Origin of the sequence: Enterovibrio norvegicus DSM 15893, assembly GCF_900115495.1 — a bacterium.
Classification (GTDB): Bacteria; Pseudomonadota; Gammaproteobacteria; order Enterobacterales; family Vibrionaceae; genus Enterovibrio; species Enterovibrio norvegicus.
On record NZ_FOWR01000024.1, the window covers coordinates 37,314 to 51,630 of the forward strand.

A 14,317-nucleotide genomic window follows, 5' to 3' on the forward strand; every position below is an offset into this window, starting at 1 on the left:
GCCTAGTAAAAGAAAAGCTGCCGATGGCAGCTTTTTTTGTGGGGTTGGTAATCTGTTCTTTAGAAGCTAGTTTCTAGCTTCTTCCAAATACTTCGCAACACTCACCACCCGTCTGCGCGTCAACTCTTCGCGAATGCCTTGGCCTGTAAAGCCTTCCGCCACGATGGGTTTTACCTCCACGCTGTTTGCGGCGTTAAACGCGCCAAGCAGCCAGTCGGCTTGGGGATACGGGCGATCTTCAAACCCTGTGCGCCCTTGGTGATCGGCTTGGCTGGCGACGGCCAGTTGGGTAACGCGTTCGGGTTTTCGCCACACATCATTGCGATCGAATATCTTGATGTAGGTGGAAGCTTTCAGCTCGCCTGCATTGTGCACGTTGGTGTGTTCAGCGCAGACCAGCAGTGCGGCATCGCGATAGGCGTTGGGGACGCGTACGCGGTCACACACGGCTTTTACGGGCACTTTGCCCGTTGATGTGTGCATTCTGTGGCTTGGCCACTCCGCTTGCGGCGTAAGGGCTTTGCCGAGGTCATGCAGTTGTGCGGCGAAGCGGATGCAGGTGTCGTCAGTGAGCGTTGCAGCTTGGCGCGCGACCATGAGGGTGTGAATGCCAGTGTCAATTTCTGGGTGCCATTGCTCGGGTTGCGGCACGCCAAACAGCGCGTCGATTTCAGGTAGCACCACCGCCAGTGCGCCGCAATCACGCAGCACACGTAAGAAAACATCTGGGCGCGGCGTCGACAGGGATTTCTCCCATTCAATCCAAACACGCTCTGGGGTGAGTACATCTAATTCGCCACTTTCGGCAATGGTGCGCATGAGTGACATGGTGTCATCAGCAACCGTAAAACCCAGATCGTGAAAACGGGCGGCGAAGCGTGCCACGCGCAACACGCGCAGTGGATCTTCCACAAAAGCTGGTGAAACATGACGCAGGATTTTATTGTCGAGGTCGGTTTTGCCGCCGTAAGGGTCAACCAAGGTGCCATCATCGGCTTGGGCGATGGCGTTAATGGTGAGGTCACGGCGCTGCAAGTCTTCTTCAAGCGTCACATCCGATGCGAAGTCGCACACAAAGCCGGTATAGCCTTGGCCTGATTTTCGTTCAGTGCGAGCCAGTGCGTACTCTTCATGGTTTTTAGGGTGCAAGAAAACGGGAAAGTCCGCCCCAACTTGTTGGTAGCCTGCTTTCAGCATGGTCTTGATGTCAGCGCCGACAACGACCCAATCTCTGTCTTTTACATCGAGCCCGAGCAATGTATCTCGTACTGCGCCACCCACAAGGAAGGTATTCACATTGTTATCCAGTTATTAAGCGATAATAAGATCATGATAAACCCTGCAGATTCACCAAACCACCCGTTATGCGTTCGACGTACAGCGCGATGTGTGTAAAAGGTGCGAACCTGCGCCCGAATAGTCGGTCATAGGATGTGTTCACCTTTACATGCATAAGGTGTCACGCTACTTTGGCGAGCTTAACGGACAGCATTGAGGACGTAGAGAACTTCCCATGTATCAAGACTTTTTCCGGCTTTCAGAGTCGCCATTCGCGATTGTGCCAAACCCAAAATTCTATTTCCTTAGCGAACGCCATAAAGAGGCGTTGAGCCATGTGCTCTCTGGCATAGAAGATGGTGGCGGTTTGGCGTTGCTGACAGGGGAAGTGGGTACGGGGAAAACCACGACCATGAAAGCCTTGCTTGAGCGCATGCCCGAGCAAAGCCAAGTGGCGACGATCCTCAACCCTAGTGTGTCCGTGCTGGAATTGATGCAAACCCTGTGTGATGAACTGGGGATTGAGTATGCGCGAGACGATGGCTTTAAGCCGCTGAACGACGCCATCTCTGCAAAATTGCATGACAACGATCAGCAAGGCATTCAAACCATTTTGCTGGTGGATGAAGCGCAGCATTTGATGCCGGATGTGTTGGAGCAACTGCGTTTGCTCACCAACATCGAAACCTCACAACGCAAGCTGCTTAAGGTGATCTTGATTGGTCAGCCTGAGCTGCAAGAAATGCTTCGCCAGCAGCACTTACGTCAGCTTGCCCAACGCATTACTGCCCGCTACCACTTAATGCCGCTGACGGCACAAGAAGTGCGTCAGTACATTTTGCACCGTCTGAGTTGTGCCGATCGGCTGGACCCATTGTTCGATGATGGCGCGTTTAAAGTCATTGCCCGTGATAGTGGCGGCATTCCAAGATTGATTAACCTCGTGTGTGACCAGTCGTTAAAAATGGCGCATCGAGATTCCAAGCAACGCATTACCGCGAAAATTGCCACCAAAGCCAGTAAGGAAGTGCTGAACTGGCAGAGTGTGTCGAGCCATGCTGAGCGCCATGGATTTATGCGTTACTGGCCGGTTTACCTTGGCGCGATTGGCGGGGCCGCGTTGTTGGCTGTGGCGATTCGTTGGGGGTTAGATGGCAATTCATCCCCTGCGCCGACGGTGGCAAATGTAAACACTGCGCCTAAGGAGCAAACAGAACGTGTGCCTGCCCCGACAGTGAAAGAGGTGCCAGCGCCCATTGTCGTGGATGTGGCCATCAAGAAATCGCCTGAGCGTGACGCGTCAACACCGAATGTTTCCTCTGGGCAGGCATCCGCGCCGCAAAGCCTTTCGAATCTGCCTGCCACGGTTGAAACAGTGGCGTTCGCAGAGTTAGCGAAACAAAGTTTGAGTGCAGGTTCTGCGATGCAAGCGCTCTATCGTTTGTGGGGTTTTGAAGCGGATGTGCTTGCGGCTGGTTGTTCGAGTGACGTGCGCGGTGAGCTTGCTTGTTATAAAGCCACCTTACCGTTAACCCAGTTGCTCAGCATCGACCGACCTGCGGTTCTGACCATGAATGGCCCTGTCGGGCAGCGTTGGTTTGCCGTGTTATATGGCATGGGTGATGGGCAGTTTGAGTTGCTATCTGGCGGACAACGCGTGATGGTGAGTGAGGCCTTTTTCAAACAAGCGTGGACGGGTGATGCGCTATTACTTTGGCGTCCACCGCAAGCGAACCCTGCCACCTTATCCATTGGTCAACGCAGTGAGCGCGTGCGCTGGCTGGATCAACGTTTGAACTTAGTGCTAGGAGAAACCGGTGTGGCTTCTGACCGCTTTGGGCCTAATCTTCGCGCTAAAGTCAGAGATTTCCAGCGCAGCAAAGGTTTGGATGCTGATGGCTATGCAGGGCCCATTACCTTGATGGTGCTGGACACGGTATTAACCCTGCCGGGGCCAACATTGGCGAGCAGCATCGAAGCGACGCAATCTGAGTCTGCGGCATTGGCGCAAGGTGACATCGTTGTGTTACCAATGACCAGTGACACCTCGCTGGCGCTTACGCCACTTCCTGAGTCTAAACCTGTTGTGGTTGCTATCACCAAGCCAGCACCGACGAGCAATGCTAGCCAAGCGGCAGAAAAAGCGAGTGCCTCCTCTGAACAGCCGGTGACGGAAGCGAATGCAGAGGTCACCACCATTACCGCATCGGGCAATGGAGCGAGTAACCCTGATGGTGATTTAAACCTAGAAGATCTGGATCTCTCATCGTTGTCACCTGAATTGGCGTTGAAGGTACAAAACGCGTTGGGCGGCGACCGCGCAAGAGGGTTGGATGCCAAGCTTGGACGCACCGATGGGAAGAGCAATGTTGTCTCGATCGCTGATATCTCATCACAAATGTTCGACCGCTTGCCGAAAATGGACTTCCAAACCCACATCTATGCGTCTGATGCACAACGCAGTTGGGTGAAGGTCAATGGGCGAGAGACGAAAGAAGGGCAGTTCGTCGCAGACGGCGTGTTGCTCCGTGGCATTGAGCCACAGCAAGTGGTGGTGCAGTTTGAAGACTCGCTGATCGCGATACCCGCGTTGACGAGTTGGTGATGAAGAGCAGAATTGAGGAAGAGCAGAATCGAGAAATAGAAGATTAGAGAAAGAGCAAAACAGAGAAAGAGCAGTGAAAGCGACAAAAAAGCGGGAGCTTGAACATGAAGATGTTCAACATTTCTCTGCTTTCTCTGCTTTCTCTGCTTTCTCTGCTTTCTCTGCTTTCTCTGCTCTCTCTGCTCTCTCTGCTCTTAATGATCAAAAAAGCCGCATCAGCGGCTTTTTTAGTCTTCAAAGGGAGATGCTTACGCCCAACCGTTATTACGCTTCTTACGACGTGGAATAAGGTGCGGAAGAATCAGACCAAACAGCAGACCTGCGCCAGCAACCATTGCGCCGTAGGTGAACCAACGCATCAGAAGGTCATCTTTTTGTGTATCAATGCGCGCGCGTAGTTCGCGAATTTCGCTTTGTGCGTCGATCAGTTTTTGGTTCAGCTCGCTGGTGTGCGTTTCGAGTTCTTTTAGCTGTGCATTACGCTGCTCAAGAGATTCAATCAAGCCTTTGGTTTTTGCTTCTGAATCGCCTTGTGCATTTGCTAGTGCTGATTTCACTTGCGTGAGTTCTTTCTCAAGCGCAGGCATACGCGTTTTTAGGCCCGGTTGGTTAGACACGTATTTACTTTCAACCCAACCTTTACGACCGCGCTCATCCAGCACTTGGGTGTAACCCGCGTTGCGGTTTCTATCTACAACGGTAACTTTCGTGCCCGCGTCGATACTGCCGAGAATACGGAACTGAGTACCCGGACCAGAATGCATGTAGGTGAATAGTTCATCGGAGATGTAGTTGTCCTGCGCATGGGCGGCTGGTACTACAAGCATCAAAATCACAGCCAGAGCAGAAAAAAGTTGCTTCACGGTTTATTCCTTTGGTTGGTCGCGAATATCTGTTTGTGTCAGATACTAAAAAATTTTACCCCTCAGGTACAACAAAAGGGAGGCATAACCTCCCTTTTTTGACCGAAGACTGACATCACCGCACAAAAACGTGACGGAAATGGACTTCTTATACGCCGAACGCTGCGCGCATCATGTAGAAGAAGACAACGGCAAGTAACGCGCCTGCTGGTAGGGTAACGACCCAAGATGCCACGATGTTACGCACAACACCGAGGTTCAATGCACCAATACCGCGAGCAAAACCAACCCCCAATACTGCACCCACCAATGTTTGTGTGGTTGAGATTGGCAGGCCAGTGCCTGATGCCAATACAACGGTAGACGCGGTGGCTAGCTGTGCGGCAAAACCACGGCTTGGTGTGAGTTCAGTGATGCCTGTACCCACGGTGGCCATTACCTTGTGACCGAGCGTTGCAAGGCCCACCACGATACCGATACCACCAAGAGGCAAAATCCACCAAGCGATGTGTGCTTTTTCGGTGATTGCGCCCATGTTCTCAACGGTAGACACGATAGCGGACAGTGGACCAATCGCGTTTGCTACGTCGTTTGAACCGTGTGCGAATGCCATGGCACACGCCGTGACAACCATGAGCAAACTGAATACGCGCTCTACACCTTCGTAGCCGTTCGCAGACGCCGCAGAGTTGTCTGCGTATTTGCGGGCGATATAGAAGTAGCCAAATAGCATGACCAAGGCTGAAACAGCAACAGACACCATCACGGCTTCACCCGTTGTTAGGTGCAGCCCCACATGCTTAAGGCCTTTCTTGATGGTCACCATCGCGATGATGAGCGCAGTCAGGAACATGTACACAGGGACAAAACGCTTTGCGTTGATCAGGGGGTTGTCGGTATCAAAAATCAGGCGCTGGGCACTGATGAAGATAATGTAAGCGAACAGACCTGAAATCAGCGGGGTAACAATCCAGCTACCTACAATGCCTTGCACTGAGCTCCAATCCACCGCTTCTGTGCCCACAGACACACACGCAAAACCGATGATGGCACCGATGATGGAGTGAGTAGTTGATACAGGCCAGCCCATGAAGGATGCCAGCAATAGCCATGTACCTGCTGCAAGAAGCGCAGACATCATGCCGTAAACGAGGATTTCGGGCTGATTCGCGTACAGCGACGTTTCAATAACACCTTTTCGGATCGTGTCGGTGACTTCACCGCCAGCTAAATATGCGCCAGCGAATTCGAAAATCATCGCAATGATAATGGCTTGTTTAACGGTCAGTGCTTTAGAGCCTACCGACGTACCCATGGCATTGGCAACGTCATTTGCACCAATACCAATTGCCATCATGAAACCAAAAGCCGCGGCCACCAAAATAATAATGGTGCCGTAATTCGCCAGGATTTCCATTGTTATACCTTGTTAATAATTCATTGATTGTTGCACTAAGAACGCGAAAGCATGAGCTCAAGACGCGAGCCAACACGTTGTGCTTGGTCAGCAATTTCACCGACCCATTCGAGAATTTTGTACAGGAACATGACGTCAACCGGGTTGTATTGGTGTTCGATGGACATCAGTTTCTGACGAAGAAGGATTTGCATCGAGTCAGTATCGTCTTCGATGGTATCCAGTTGATTGATCATTTCTTCGACCAGTGTGACTTCACGTCCTTTAAAGCCTGTTTCGAGTAGTTCGTCTAGCTCGTTTATGACACGACGCGCTTGATCGGCAGCATCGAGACACCTTTGCACATACGCAACAAAATCGGTGTAAATAGGAGAAGGCATCTGCAATTGACGACCAATAACACGGCCTGAGATGTCTTTAGCAAGGTTGGCGAGTTTGTCCTGCTGAGTAACAAGATCCAACATGTCGGTACGGTCTACAGGAAGGAACAGACCGCGAGGGAGTTTGAGGCGAATTTCTCGCTTCAGGTTATCAGCCTCTTTTTCGAGGGTGGAAATTTGGTGGCGAATTTCAGCTGCCTTTTCCCAATCCCCATTTTCACAGGCGTCAAAGAAAGGCACCAACTGTGAGCAACATTCGCTAACGCGGCTCATGTGGGTCTGAAGTGGTTTCAGCGGGCTTTTTGCAAATAGCCCCATAATTGTATTTACTGGCATAGCCGTATCTACCTTTATAGTCTGCGCAGAGACTAAATTTCAAACGATGATAAATCGAGCGGCGAATGTTAGCGCAATCACAATTGCAATGAAACTGGTTCAGATCAATGAAAGGTTCTTGCTCGTCTAAGCAATTGCCCATATCCTTGTTCTGCTATTGGTTATGGGTCCCTTTATGGAAACTGAGATAGAGTTAAAGTTTTTTGTCTCATCCGATTTTTCACGCCAAATTCGAGACAAAGTTGCCGATTTAAAGGTCTTGCAGCAACGCCAGCGAAACCTCGGCAACATCTATTACGACACCCCGGATTACTTGCTACGCCAGCATGATATCGGTCTTCGAGTCCGACGTTATGATGACGTGTATGTACAAACGCTGAAGACTGCAGGCCGTGTAGTGGCCGGTCTACATCAGCGTCCAGAGTATAATGCAGAACTTGATTCTCCGGCTCCCGATCTTTCCCTTATTCCCGCAGATGCTTGGCCTGATGGCTTCGATATAGAAGCGCTTGGTGCCAACATTAATCCTTTGTTCTCTACAGATTTTGAACGCCAACAATGGCTTGTGGCGATGCCAGACAGTAGCCAGGTTGAACTTGCGTTTGATAGCGGTGATGTCACGACTGAAAACGGTGGTTACGATCCGATTTGTGAAGTTGAGATCGAACTCAAATCTGGCCAGATTGATGCCTTGTTTGTGTTAGCGCGTGAGCTAGCAGAACAAGGGGGTTTACGTTTGGGTAACTTGAGTAAGGCTGCGCGTGGCTATCGATTAGCCACGGATTATCAAGGTGATAGCGTTAAAGCGTTAAGCTTGGTGCCGATTGATGGCATGCAGTCTACCGAGCAAGCGTTTGTTAAAGCGCTAGAACATGCACTGGAACATTGGCACTACCACGAGCAAATCTATGTTGAACGCCCTGAACAGGATGCGATTTTAGAGATTTGCAACGCCGTGGGGTTAGTGCGACAAGCACTTGCGCTCTATGGTGGTTTGATTCCACGTCGTGCGAGTGCGCTGTTGCGTCAAGAGCTTCAATGGCTGGAAGGCGAGCTGGATTGGGTGTTTGAAGCGCGTGCGATTACCCGTCTTCAAAGCGACAAGGGCTACTTCCTACGAAAATTGAACAGCCAGAAGCCACTGTTGGTGAAACTGGGCGAGCGTTATGAAGCCTTGCCAGAGCGCAGTGAAATGTTGGCGCTTTTCCATTCATCACGTTACTGCAATCTGTTGCTTGATCTTAGCCGTTGGATCCTGACGCGCGGTTGGCAGCCTTTTGTGGACGACAAAGTGCGCGATAAATTGGCTGAGCCAGTTCGTAGCTTCGCTAACCGTTCGCTAACGGTCTCGTGGGATGAGTTATTGAGCGTCTTCGCGCTTGAAAACGAATTGGATCGCTTTGGGTATCTGGATCAGTTGCCACGTTTGTTGCGTAACTTGCTGTCGGGCTGCTGTGTCGCGCTACTTTATGATGAAGAAGATCGCGAAACCTTCCGTCTGCCTTGGCTGGATTTGATGCAAGGCATCGAAGACATTCAACTGCTCGAACCTGTTCGTAAGCTTGCGAGCGAGTTTGATGAAGATGACTGTGCGCAGATTGAAAAATGGCTGACCCGTAAAGAGGAGTCTTTGCTTCATGCCATGATGCAAAGCCGCCAAATCGGTGTCGCGTTAACGCCATACTGGGAAGTGTAAGCATCACGCCTTAGCGTGCACGCTCTTTAATGCATGTGCGAAGCAAACACATACGTAGAAAATAGCGCCTTATTGGCGCTATTTTTTTATCTAGGGTTTGTCTGTATCAGGTGGAATCTGCTGCCCGCTTTTTGTCTCATCTAGCCGCGTTTCAATGGCGGCTAATCGGTGCAATATTTCTTCTTGCTGGGCGAGCAACAATTCAAGTGCTGCACGTCGGTGTTGCTCTCTTTCTTGTTCTTTTTGCTCGGGCTTGGTGACGTAAGAGGTCACCAAGCCTGTGATCGCACCAAAGATCCCCACACCACACATGATCACTATGATGGCGACGGCACGACCTGCTGGCGTCACAGGGTAATAATCGCCATAACCCACGGTGGAAATGGTCACGAACATCCACCAAATCGCATCGGTAAAGTTGTCGATATTGGCATCGGGTGAGTGGCTTTCAAACGCGAAAATCGAGGCAGATCCTGCCGATATCAGAACGGTCAGCAGCAATAAGATGCTGGCGAGCGTGGTCTCGCTTCGGTTTTCGTTCATGTAAGTGAACAGGGGTTGGCTGGCTTTGAGTAAGCGTAATACACGGAAAATCTGGAAGATGCGTGCAAAGCGGAGCGCTTCTATCACAGGAATACTGGCGAGAACATCGACCCAATGTTTTTTTAGATAAGTGACTTTGTTATCAGTTTTGAGAAGATGTATGGCGATTTGGAGCAGAAAAACCATACAAATTAAAGTGTCAATGCCTAGCAGTAGGGTATAAAGGGGATCATCGTTCGGTATCAATAAAATTGTGCTCACTACGCACAATGAAACGAAAGAGAGCAGCAAGCTCAGCAAACTCATTGGATTCAGATCTAAATTTTGCGCTTGGCTGTCTGCCACTGCTCAATTCCTTTTGTTGAACGCCGCTATAGAACGTGAATTTAGCACGCTTGCGCCATCTTCTGTATCACCATGCTGTCTCTCAGTGTGGAGGATTTGCACATCAAGGAGCCAAAAGAATGTCTCAGATGATTTTCAAGCCTTGGGAAAAGGCTGTCAGTAACATCAAACTCGTCCCTAAACTTATTCTGTTGATGGTTTTCAGCACGTTACTACTGACGGCAAAGCAGCTTTGGGATGCGAACGCGTTTCGTGAATCGGTTACTGAGATCACTGAAAGCCAAAGCCGCACCCAAGCGATTCGCAGTGCGGAATTAACCAAAGAGTTGCTGACATTACCCGAGGGCACGGCGTTACTTGAACGCGTATTGACCCGAGAAAATGCCACCGGTTCAGAGCAAGAATATGTCTACCTTGCGAATGCCCGTTCAGGTGAGGTGTTAGCGCACCCCAGCATTTCAGATTTTAAGGGGCTGAATCTGCGCTTAGAGAACGGCACAAACTTGGCTGAACAATTAAAGAGTACGCGCAGTGAGTTTGTTTACCACCTTGCGAATGACGATCGTCACGGCATCGCTATTCCTGTGTCGGGTACGGATTGGGTAGCCATTGCATCGCAGCCTGATTCTGCAGCAAGCCATTACTATGAGGCCTACCTGGTGCAAGTTGCGTGGCAGACCGCCTTGATGATTTTGGCATTCATGGTGATTTTGTTAGGTGGAAGCCGTTTGATGCTTCGCCAGATTCATTACCTCACAGAATGCATTCGCGGCATGTCTTGTAAAAACTTGAGCCAACCTGTGGTCATGAATTGTAAGGATGAGTTTGGTGAACTTGCTCGTGAGCTGGAATCAACACGTGCGCAATTGGCAAGTGTGATTAAAGCGCAACGTGATTCGTCTGAAGCGCTGTCAGGCATGACGGAAGTGATGACCATCAGCATGGATGAAACCCGTGAGTCTGCAAAAGAACAGTTCGGTGAAATTGACCTGCTGGCATCGGCCATGAGTGAAATGACCTCAACGGTTCAAAGTGTCGCGGGGCATGCCCGTGCGGCATCACAAGCGACGGAAAGCTCGCGTATGCAGGCGATCAGCGGTCAACACTATGTCAGCAATACCATTGGTACGATCAATAAGCTGTCTGACGACATTCGTGAATCTGCCAGCGCGGTGAACCAAGTTGAAGAACGTGTTGAGCGCATCAGCTCTGTGGTGGTGACTATCCAAGGTATTTCCGAGCAAACAAACCTACTTGCCTTGAATGCCGCCATTGAAGCGGCGCGCGCAGGTGAAGCAGGTCGAGGCTTTGCGGTGGTGGCAGATGAAGTGCGTAATCTCGCTCAAAACACGCAAAAAGCGACGGTCGAAATTCAAGACATGATCACCCAGCTGCAATCCTCAGCGCAGCAAGCCGTTGGCTTGATGGAGCAAAGCGTGATTGAAGCGGTTGAGAGTGTGGAATCGGTGAGTAAGGCGGGTGAAGAGCTTAACCTTATCGTTGAACAAATTGGCCAAATCAACGACATGAACTTCCACATTGCCTCTGCGGCGGAACAGCAAGCCTCAGTGGCGGATGAAATGAACCTGAATTTGACCAATGTGAGAGAGCTGGTGGAGGCGTCGGTTACTGTCGTCACTGAACTTGCGGAAACCTCCGGCAGCATGCAAAACAACGCAAACCAACTTGATCTAAAAATCAAAGAGTTCGCCGTGTAGTGAGCCTGCGTTGTGTGTATCTGAAGCACTCGAAACATTTTGCCTGAAGCATGGTAAAACATGTCTGAGTGTTTGAAGAAGCCCACCGATTGTGTGGGCTTTTTTATGGTACTGTGGTGAGTAACGTCTTGGACTCGTGGCTGATAGGAAAGGAATACATGTCACTGCCTTCTGAACTTAAACATCGCGCAACTCGCGCATTGGATGCGTTGTCTGAAACGCAAGCGGAAAACCTCGCACAATGGCAAGGTGAGCAGCGTGAATTGCTGAGCCGCACCTTAGCACTGAGTGACTTCATTTCTGAGTCGATGCTGCACGATGCAACCCTGTTGCCTTGGCTGAAAGATAACCTCGATTCTGGACCACGCCGAAAAGCGTATCGCCAGCGTTTAAAAGAAAGGCTGGATAGCCAGATTGATGAAAACGGTATCATGCGTGAACTGCGCCGTTTTCGCCGCCAGGAAATGGTGTGGCTTGCGTGGCATGATTTTAACGATGCGATGAGTCTTGATGATAGCCTCGCTCACCTGTCTAAACTGGCAGAGTCCATGATCATGGAAGCCTACGGTTGGCTTTACCGTTACTGCTGCAAAGAGTGGGGAACCCCTCGCGATGACGCAGGCAATGCGCAACCCATGTTGATCCTCGGCATGGGGAAATTGGGTGGCGGCGAGCTTAATTTCTCTTCTGACATCGATCTTATTTTTACCTATCCTGAGAACGGAGAAACGGAAGGCGCGCGCCGCAGTATCTCCAATGCACAGTTCTTTACCCGCCTCGGTCAGCGTTTGATCAAAGCGTTGGATCAACAAACCTTTGATGGCTTTTGTTATCGCGTAGACATGCGGCTGCGCCCCTTTGGTGACAGCGGGCCTTTGGTCATGAGTTTTGCCGCGCTTGAAGATTACTACCAAGAGCAAGGTCGAGACTGGGAACGCTACGCGATGATCAAAGCGCGGGTGATGGGCAAGGAGCAATTTGATTGCTACCAAACGTTACGCCAAATGCTGCGTCCGTTTGTGTTCCGCCGATATATCGATTTCAGTGCGATCCAATCACTGCGCCGCATGAAAGCCATGATCCGCAGCGAAGTACGTCGTCGTGGCTTGACCAACAACATCAAGCTTGGCGCGGGTGGGATTCGTGAAGTGGAGTTTATCGCGCAATCCTTCCAGTTGATCCGCGGCGGTCGCGATCCGTCTTTGCGTCAGCGTGGCCTGTTTATCACCTTAGATGCCATCAAGACCCTTAACATGTTGCCACCCGAAGATGTGGACACACTTGAGGCGTCATACCGCTATCTTCGTCGCACTGAAAACTTACTGCAGGGCATTGGCGACAAACAAACCCAAACCTTGCCAGATGACAGCTTGGATCAGTTGCGCCTTGCTATCGCGATGGGGGAATCCTGTTGGGACGATTTGCACACCAAGATCCTTGCGCACATGAAAGGTGTTCATGATGTGTTTGATGATCTGATTGGCGAGGAAGAAAACAGCGACGAAGCCAAAGTAGATGATGTTTTTGGGGAAGTGTGGGATGCCGCGCGTGACACAGAGCTTGTCGAGAAGATCCTTCAAGACATGAATGCCAAGTCGCCGACGGAAAAAGCCCATGCACTGCTGAGCTTTAAACAGGAGCTTGCCAAACGCACCCTTGGGCCGCGTGGCCGAGAAGTGCTTAACCGTTTGATGCCTGTCGTTCTGAGTCAGATCCTGGGTCGCGATGATGGATTCGCCGTGCTTGAGCGCGTGCTCACATTGTTGGTGAGCATTGCCACGCGTACCACGTATCTTGAGTTACTGGATGAGCACCACAGTGCCATTGCGCAGTTGGTGAGACTGTGCGGCGCAAGCCCGATGGTGGCAGAGCAACTGTCGACTTTCCCGATTTTGCTTGATGAGCTGTTGGATCTTCAACACCTTTATAATCCAACGCCGTTGGATCAATACCGCAATGAGTTGTTCGAATTTCTGGCTCGGATCCCCGAGGAGGACATGGAACAGCAAATGGAGATGATCCGTCAATATAAGCAAACCCAATTGCTACGTATTGCGGCAGCTGACATTGCGGATGTGCTGCCGGTGATGGAAGTGAGTGATCACCTGACTTACTTAGCCGAAGCGATCGTGGAAGCGGTGGTGAATCAGGCGTGGTATCAAATGGCAGAAAAATATGGCCAGCCTTCGCACCTTACGGATCGCAATGGTCGCGGCTTTGCTGTCATTGGTTATGGCAAAGTGGGCGGCATTGAACTGGGGTATAACTCGGATCTGGATGTGGTGTTCCTGCATGATTGTCCTGATAACGTGTATACCGATGGGCCTAAAGAAATTGATGGTCGTCAGTTCTATCTCCGTTTGGCGCAGCGCATTGTTCACCTGTTTTCGACGCGCACGGCCTCGGGCGTGTTGTATGACATCGACACACGCCTTCGTCCGTCGGGCGCATCCGGCATGTTGGTGACGACGATAGAATCTTTCCTTGAATATCAAAACACCGAAGCGTGGACGTGGGAACATCAAGCTTTGGTGCGTACGCGCATGATTTTCGGCGATGCGCTGTTGGCGAAAGGCTTTGCCGATGTACGCAAACAGGTGCTGACCAAGGAAAGGGATCGCGATTCTCTGCGCAAAGATGTGGCAGACATGCGCATCAAAATGCGCGATCACCTCGGCAGCAAAGAAAAAGACAAATTCCACATCAAGCAAGACCCTGGTGGTATCACGGATATTGAGTTTTTAACGCAATATCTGGTGCTCGCGAACAGTCATGATGAAGGAGCGCTCACTCGTTGGAGTGACAACGTCCGTATCCTTGAAGACATGGCGCAAGTGGGCATTCTCGGTACGGCACAAGCGCTCAAACTGCGCGATGCTTACACCACCATGCGTGATGAAATCCACCGTCTTAATCTGCTCGATGCGTCGGTTGAAATTGCAGATGACAGCTTTCTTGAAGAGCGCGAGGTTGTGCGGGATGCGTGGAAGGTGTGGATGGAGTAAAGAGGTACGAGAGGCGAGAAAGAGCAGTCTCGAGTAAGAGCAATATCAAAAAACGAAAAGCCAGCATAAATGCTGGCTTTTCTGTGTATGAGCGGCATCATTCTTCGAATCTCGAATCTCGAATCTCGAAT

At 50.7% G+C, this 14,317-nt stretch carries 10 protein-coding genes; 5 read left to right on the top strand and 5 right to left on the bottom strand.

Annotation, left to right across the window (positions count from 1 at the left end; all coding sequences use genetic code 11):
* Positions 1–66: 66 nt before the first annotated feature.
* A complete protein-coding gene (locus BM082_RS15505) occupies positions 67–1,296 on the bottom strand; it encodes a multifunctional CCA addition/repair protein (RefSeq protein WP_074927633.1) in 1,230 nt (409 codons plus the stop codon).
* A gap of 217 nt (positions 1,297–1,513) precedes the next feature.
* On the opposite strand from BM082_RS15505, the gene BM082_RS15510 reads away from it, so the two are divergent.
* Entirely contained in the window at positions 1,514–3,883 is a 2,370-nt protein-coding gene (locus tag BM082_RS15510) for an AAA family ATPase (protein ID WP_074927635.1), read from the top strand.
* Positions 3,884–3,956: 73 nt separating this feature from the next.
* Positions 3,957–4,172, top strand: a complete 216-nt coding sequence (locus tag BM082_RS24985) for a hypothetical protein (RefSeq protein ID WP_159435499.1) — start codon at positions 3,957–3,959, stop codon at positions 4,170–4,172.
* On the opposite strand, the gene BM082_RS15515 is transcribed toward BM082_RS24985, so the two are convergent.
* From BM082_RS15515 to BM082_RS15525, 3 genes are all read right to left on the bottom strand, one after another.
* Entirely contained in the window at positions 4,132–4,746 is a 615-nt protein-coding gene (locus BM082_RS15515) for a TIGR04211 family SH3 domain-containing protein (RefSeq protein WP_017011931.1), read from the bottom strand. The genes BM082_RS24985 and BM082_RS15515 overlap by 41 nt on opposite strands.
* Before the next feature lie 148 nt (positions 4,747–4,894).
* Complete coding sequence (locus tag BM082_RS15520) at positions 4,895–6,163, bottom strand: inorganic phosphate transporter (protein ID WP_017011930.1); 1,269 nt, start codon at positions 6,161–6,163, stop codon at positions 4,895–4,897.
* Positions 6,164–6,198: 35 nt separating this feature from the next.
* Positions 6,199–6,879: a TIGR00153 family protein gene (locus BM082_RS15525; RefSeq protein ID WP_026024729.1), complete on the bottom strand. Its 681-nt coding sequence runs from the start codon at positions 6,877–6,879 to the stop codon at positions 6,199–6,201.
* A gap of 175 nt (positions 6,880–7,054) precedes the next feature.
* On the opposite strand from BM082_RS15525, the gene BM082_RS15530 reads away from it, so the two are divergent.
* Positions 7,055–8,575: a CYTH and CHAD domain-containing protein gene (locus tag BM082_RS15530; protein WP_074927637.1), complete on the top strand. Its 1,521-nt coding sequence runs from the start codon at positions 7,055–7,057 to the stop codon at positions 8,573–8,575.
* Positions 8,576–8,665: 90 nt separating this feature from the next.
* Here BM082_RS15530 and BM082_RS15535 read toward each other — a convergent pair whose 3' ends face one another.
* A complete protein-coding gene (locus BM082_RS15535) occupies positions 8,666–9,463 on the bottom strand; it encodes a potassium channel family protein (RefSeq protein WP_017011927.1) in 798 nt (265 codons plus the stop codon).
* 119 nt (positions 9,464–9,582) lie between these two features.
* Between BM082_RS15535 and BM082_RS15540 the strand changes: the two genes are divergently transcribed.
* Together BM082_RS15540 and glnE are read left to right on the top strand one after the other, a co-directional pair.
* Entirely contained in the window at positions 9,583–11,181 is a 1,599-nt protein-coding gene (locus tag BM082_RS15540) for a methyl-accepting chemotaxis protein (RefSeq protein WP_074927639.1), read from the top strand.
* Positions 11,182–11,339: 158 nt separating this feature from the next.
* Positions 11,340–14,186 carry a bifunctional [glutamate--ammonia ligase]-adenylyl-L-tyrosine phosphorylase/[glutamate--ammonia-ligase] adenylyltransferase gene (gene glnE, locus BM082_RS15545; protein ID WP_074927641.1) on the top strand — a complete coding sequence of 949 codons (2,847 nt, stop codon included), beginning with the start codon at positions 11,340–11,342 and terminating at the stop codon, positions 14,184–14,186.
* The last annotated feature ends 131 nt before the right edge of the window (positions 14,187–14,317 follow it).

Bases quoted from the DNA above. Each gene is read 5' to 3' on its own strand.
- BM082_RS15510 (WP_074927635.1), top strand. From the start codon at position 1,514: ATGTATCAAGACTTTTTCCGGCTTTCAGAGTCGCCATTCGCGATTGTG.
- BM082_RS15520 (WP_017011930.1), bottom strand. From the start codon at position 6,163: ATGGAAATCCTGGCGAATTACGGCACCATTATTATTTTGGTGGCCGCG.
- BM082_RS15525 (WP_026024729.1), bottom strand. From the start codon at position 6,879: ATGCCAGTAAATACAATTATGGGGCTATTTGCAAAAAGCCCGCTGAAA.
- BM082_RS15530 (WP_074927637.1), top strand. From the start codon at position 7,055: ATGGAAACTGAGATAGAGTTAAAGTTTTTTGTCTCATCCGATTTTTCA.
- BM082_RS15540 (WP_074927639.1), top strand. From the start codon at position 9,583: ATGTCTCAGATGATTTTCAAGCCTTGGGAAAAGGCTGTCAGTAACATC.
- glnE (WP_074927641.1), top strand. From the start codon at position 11,340: ATGTCACTGCCTTCTGAACTTAAACATCGCGCAACTCGCGCATTGGAT.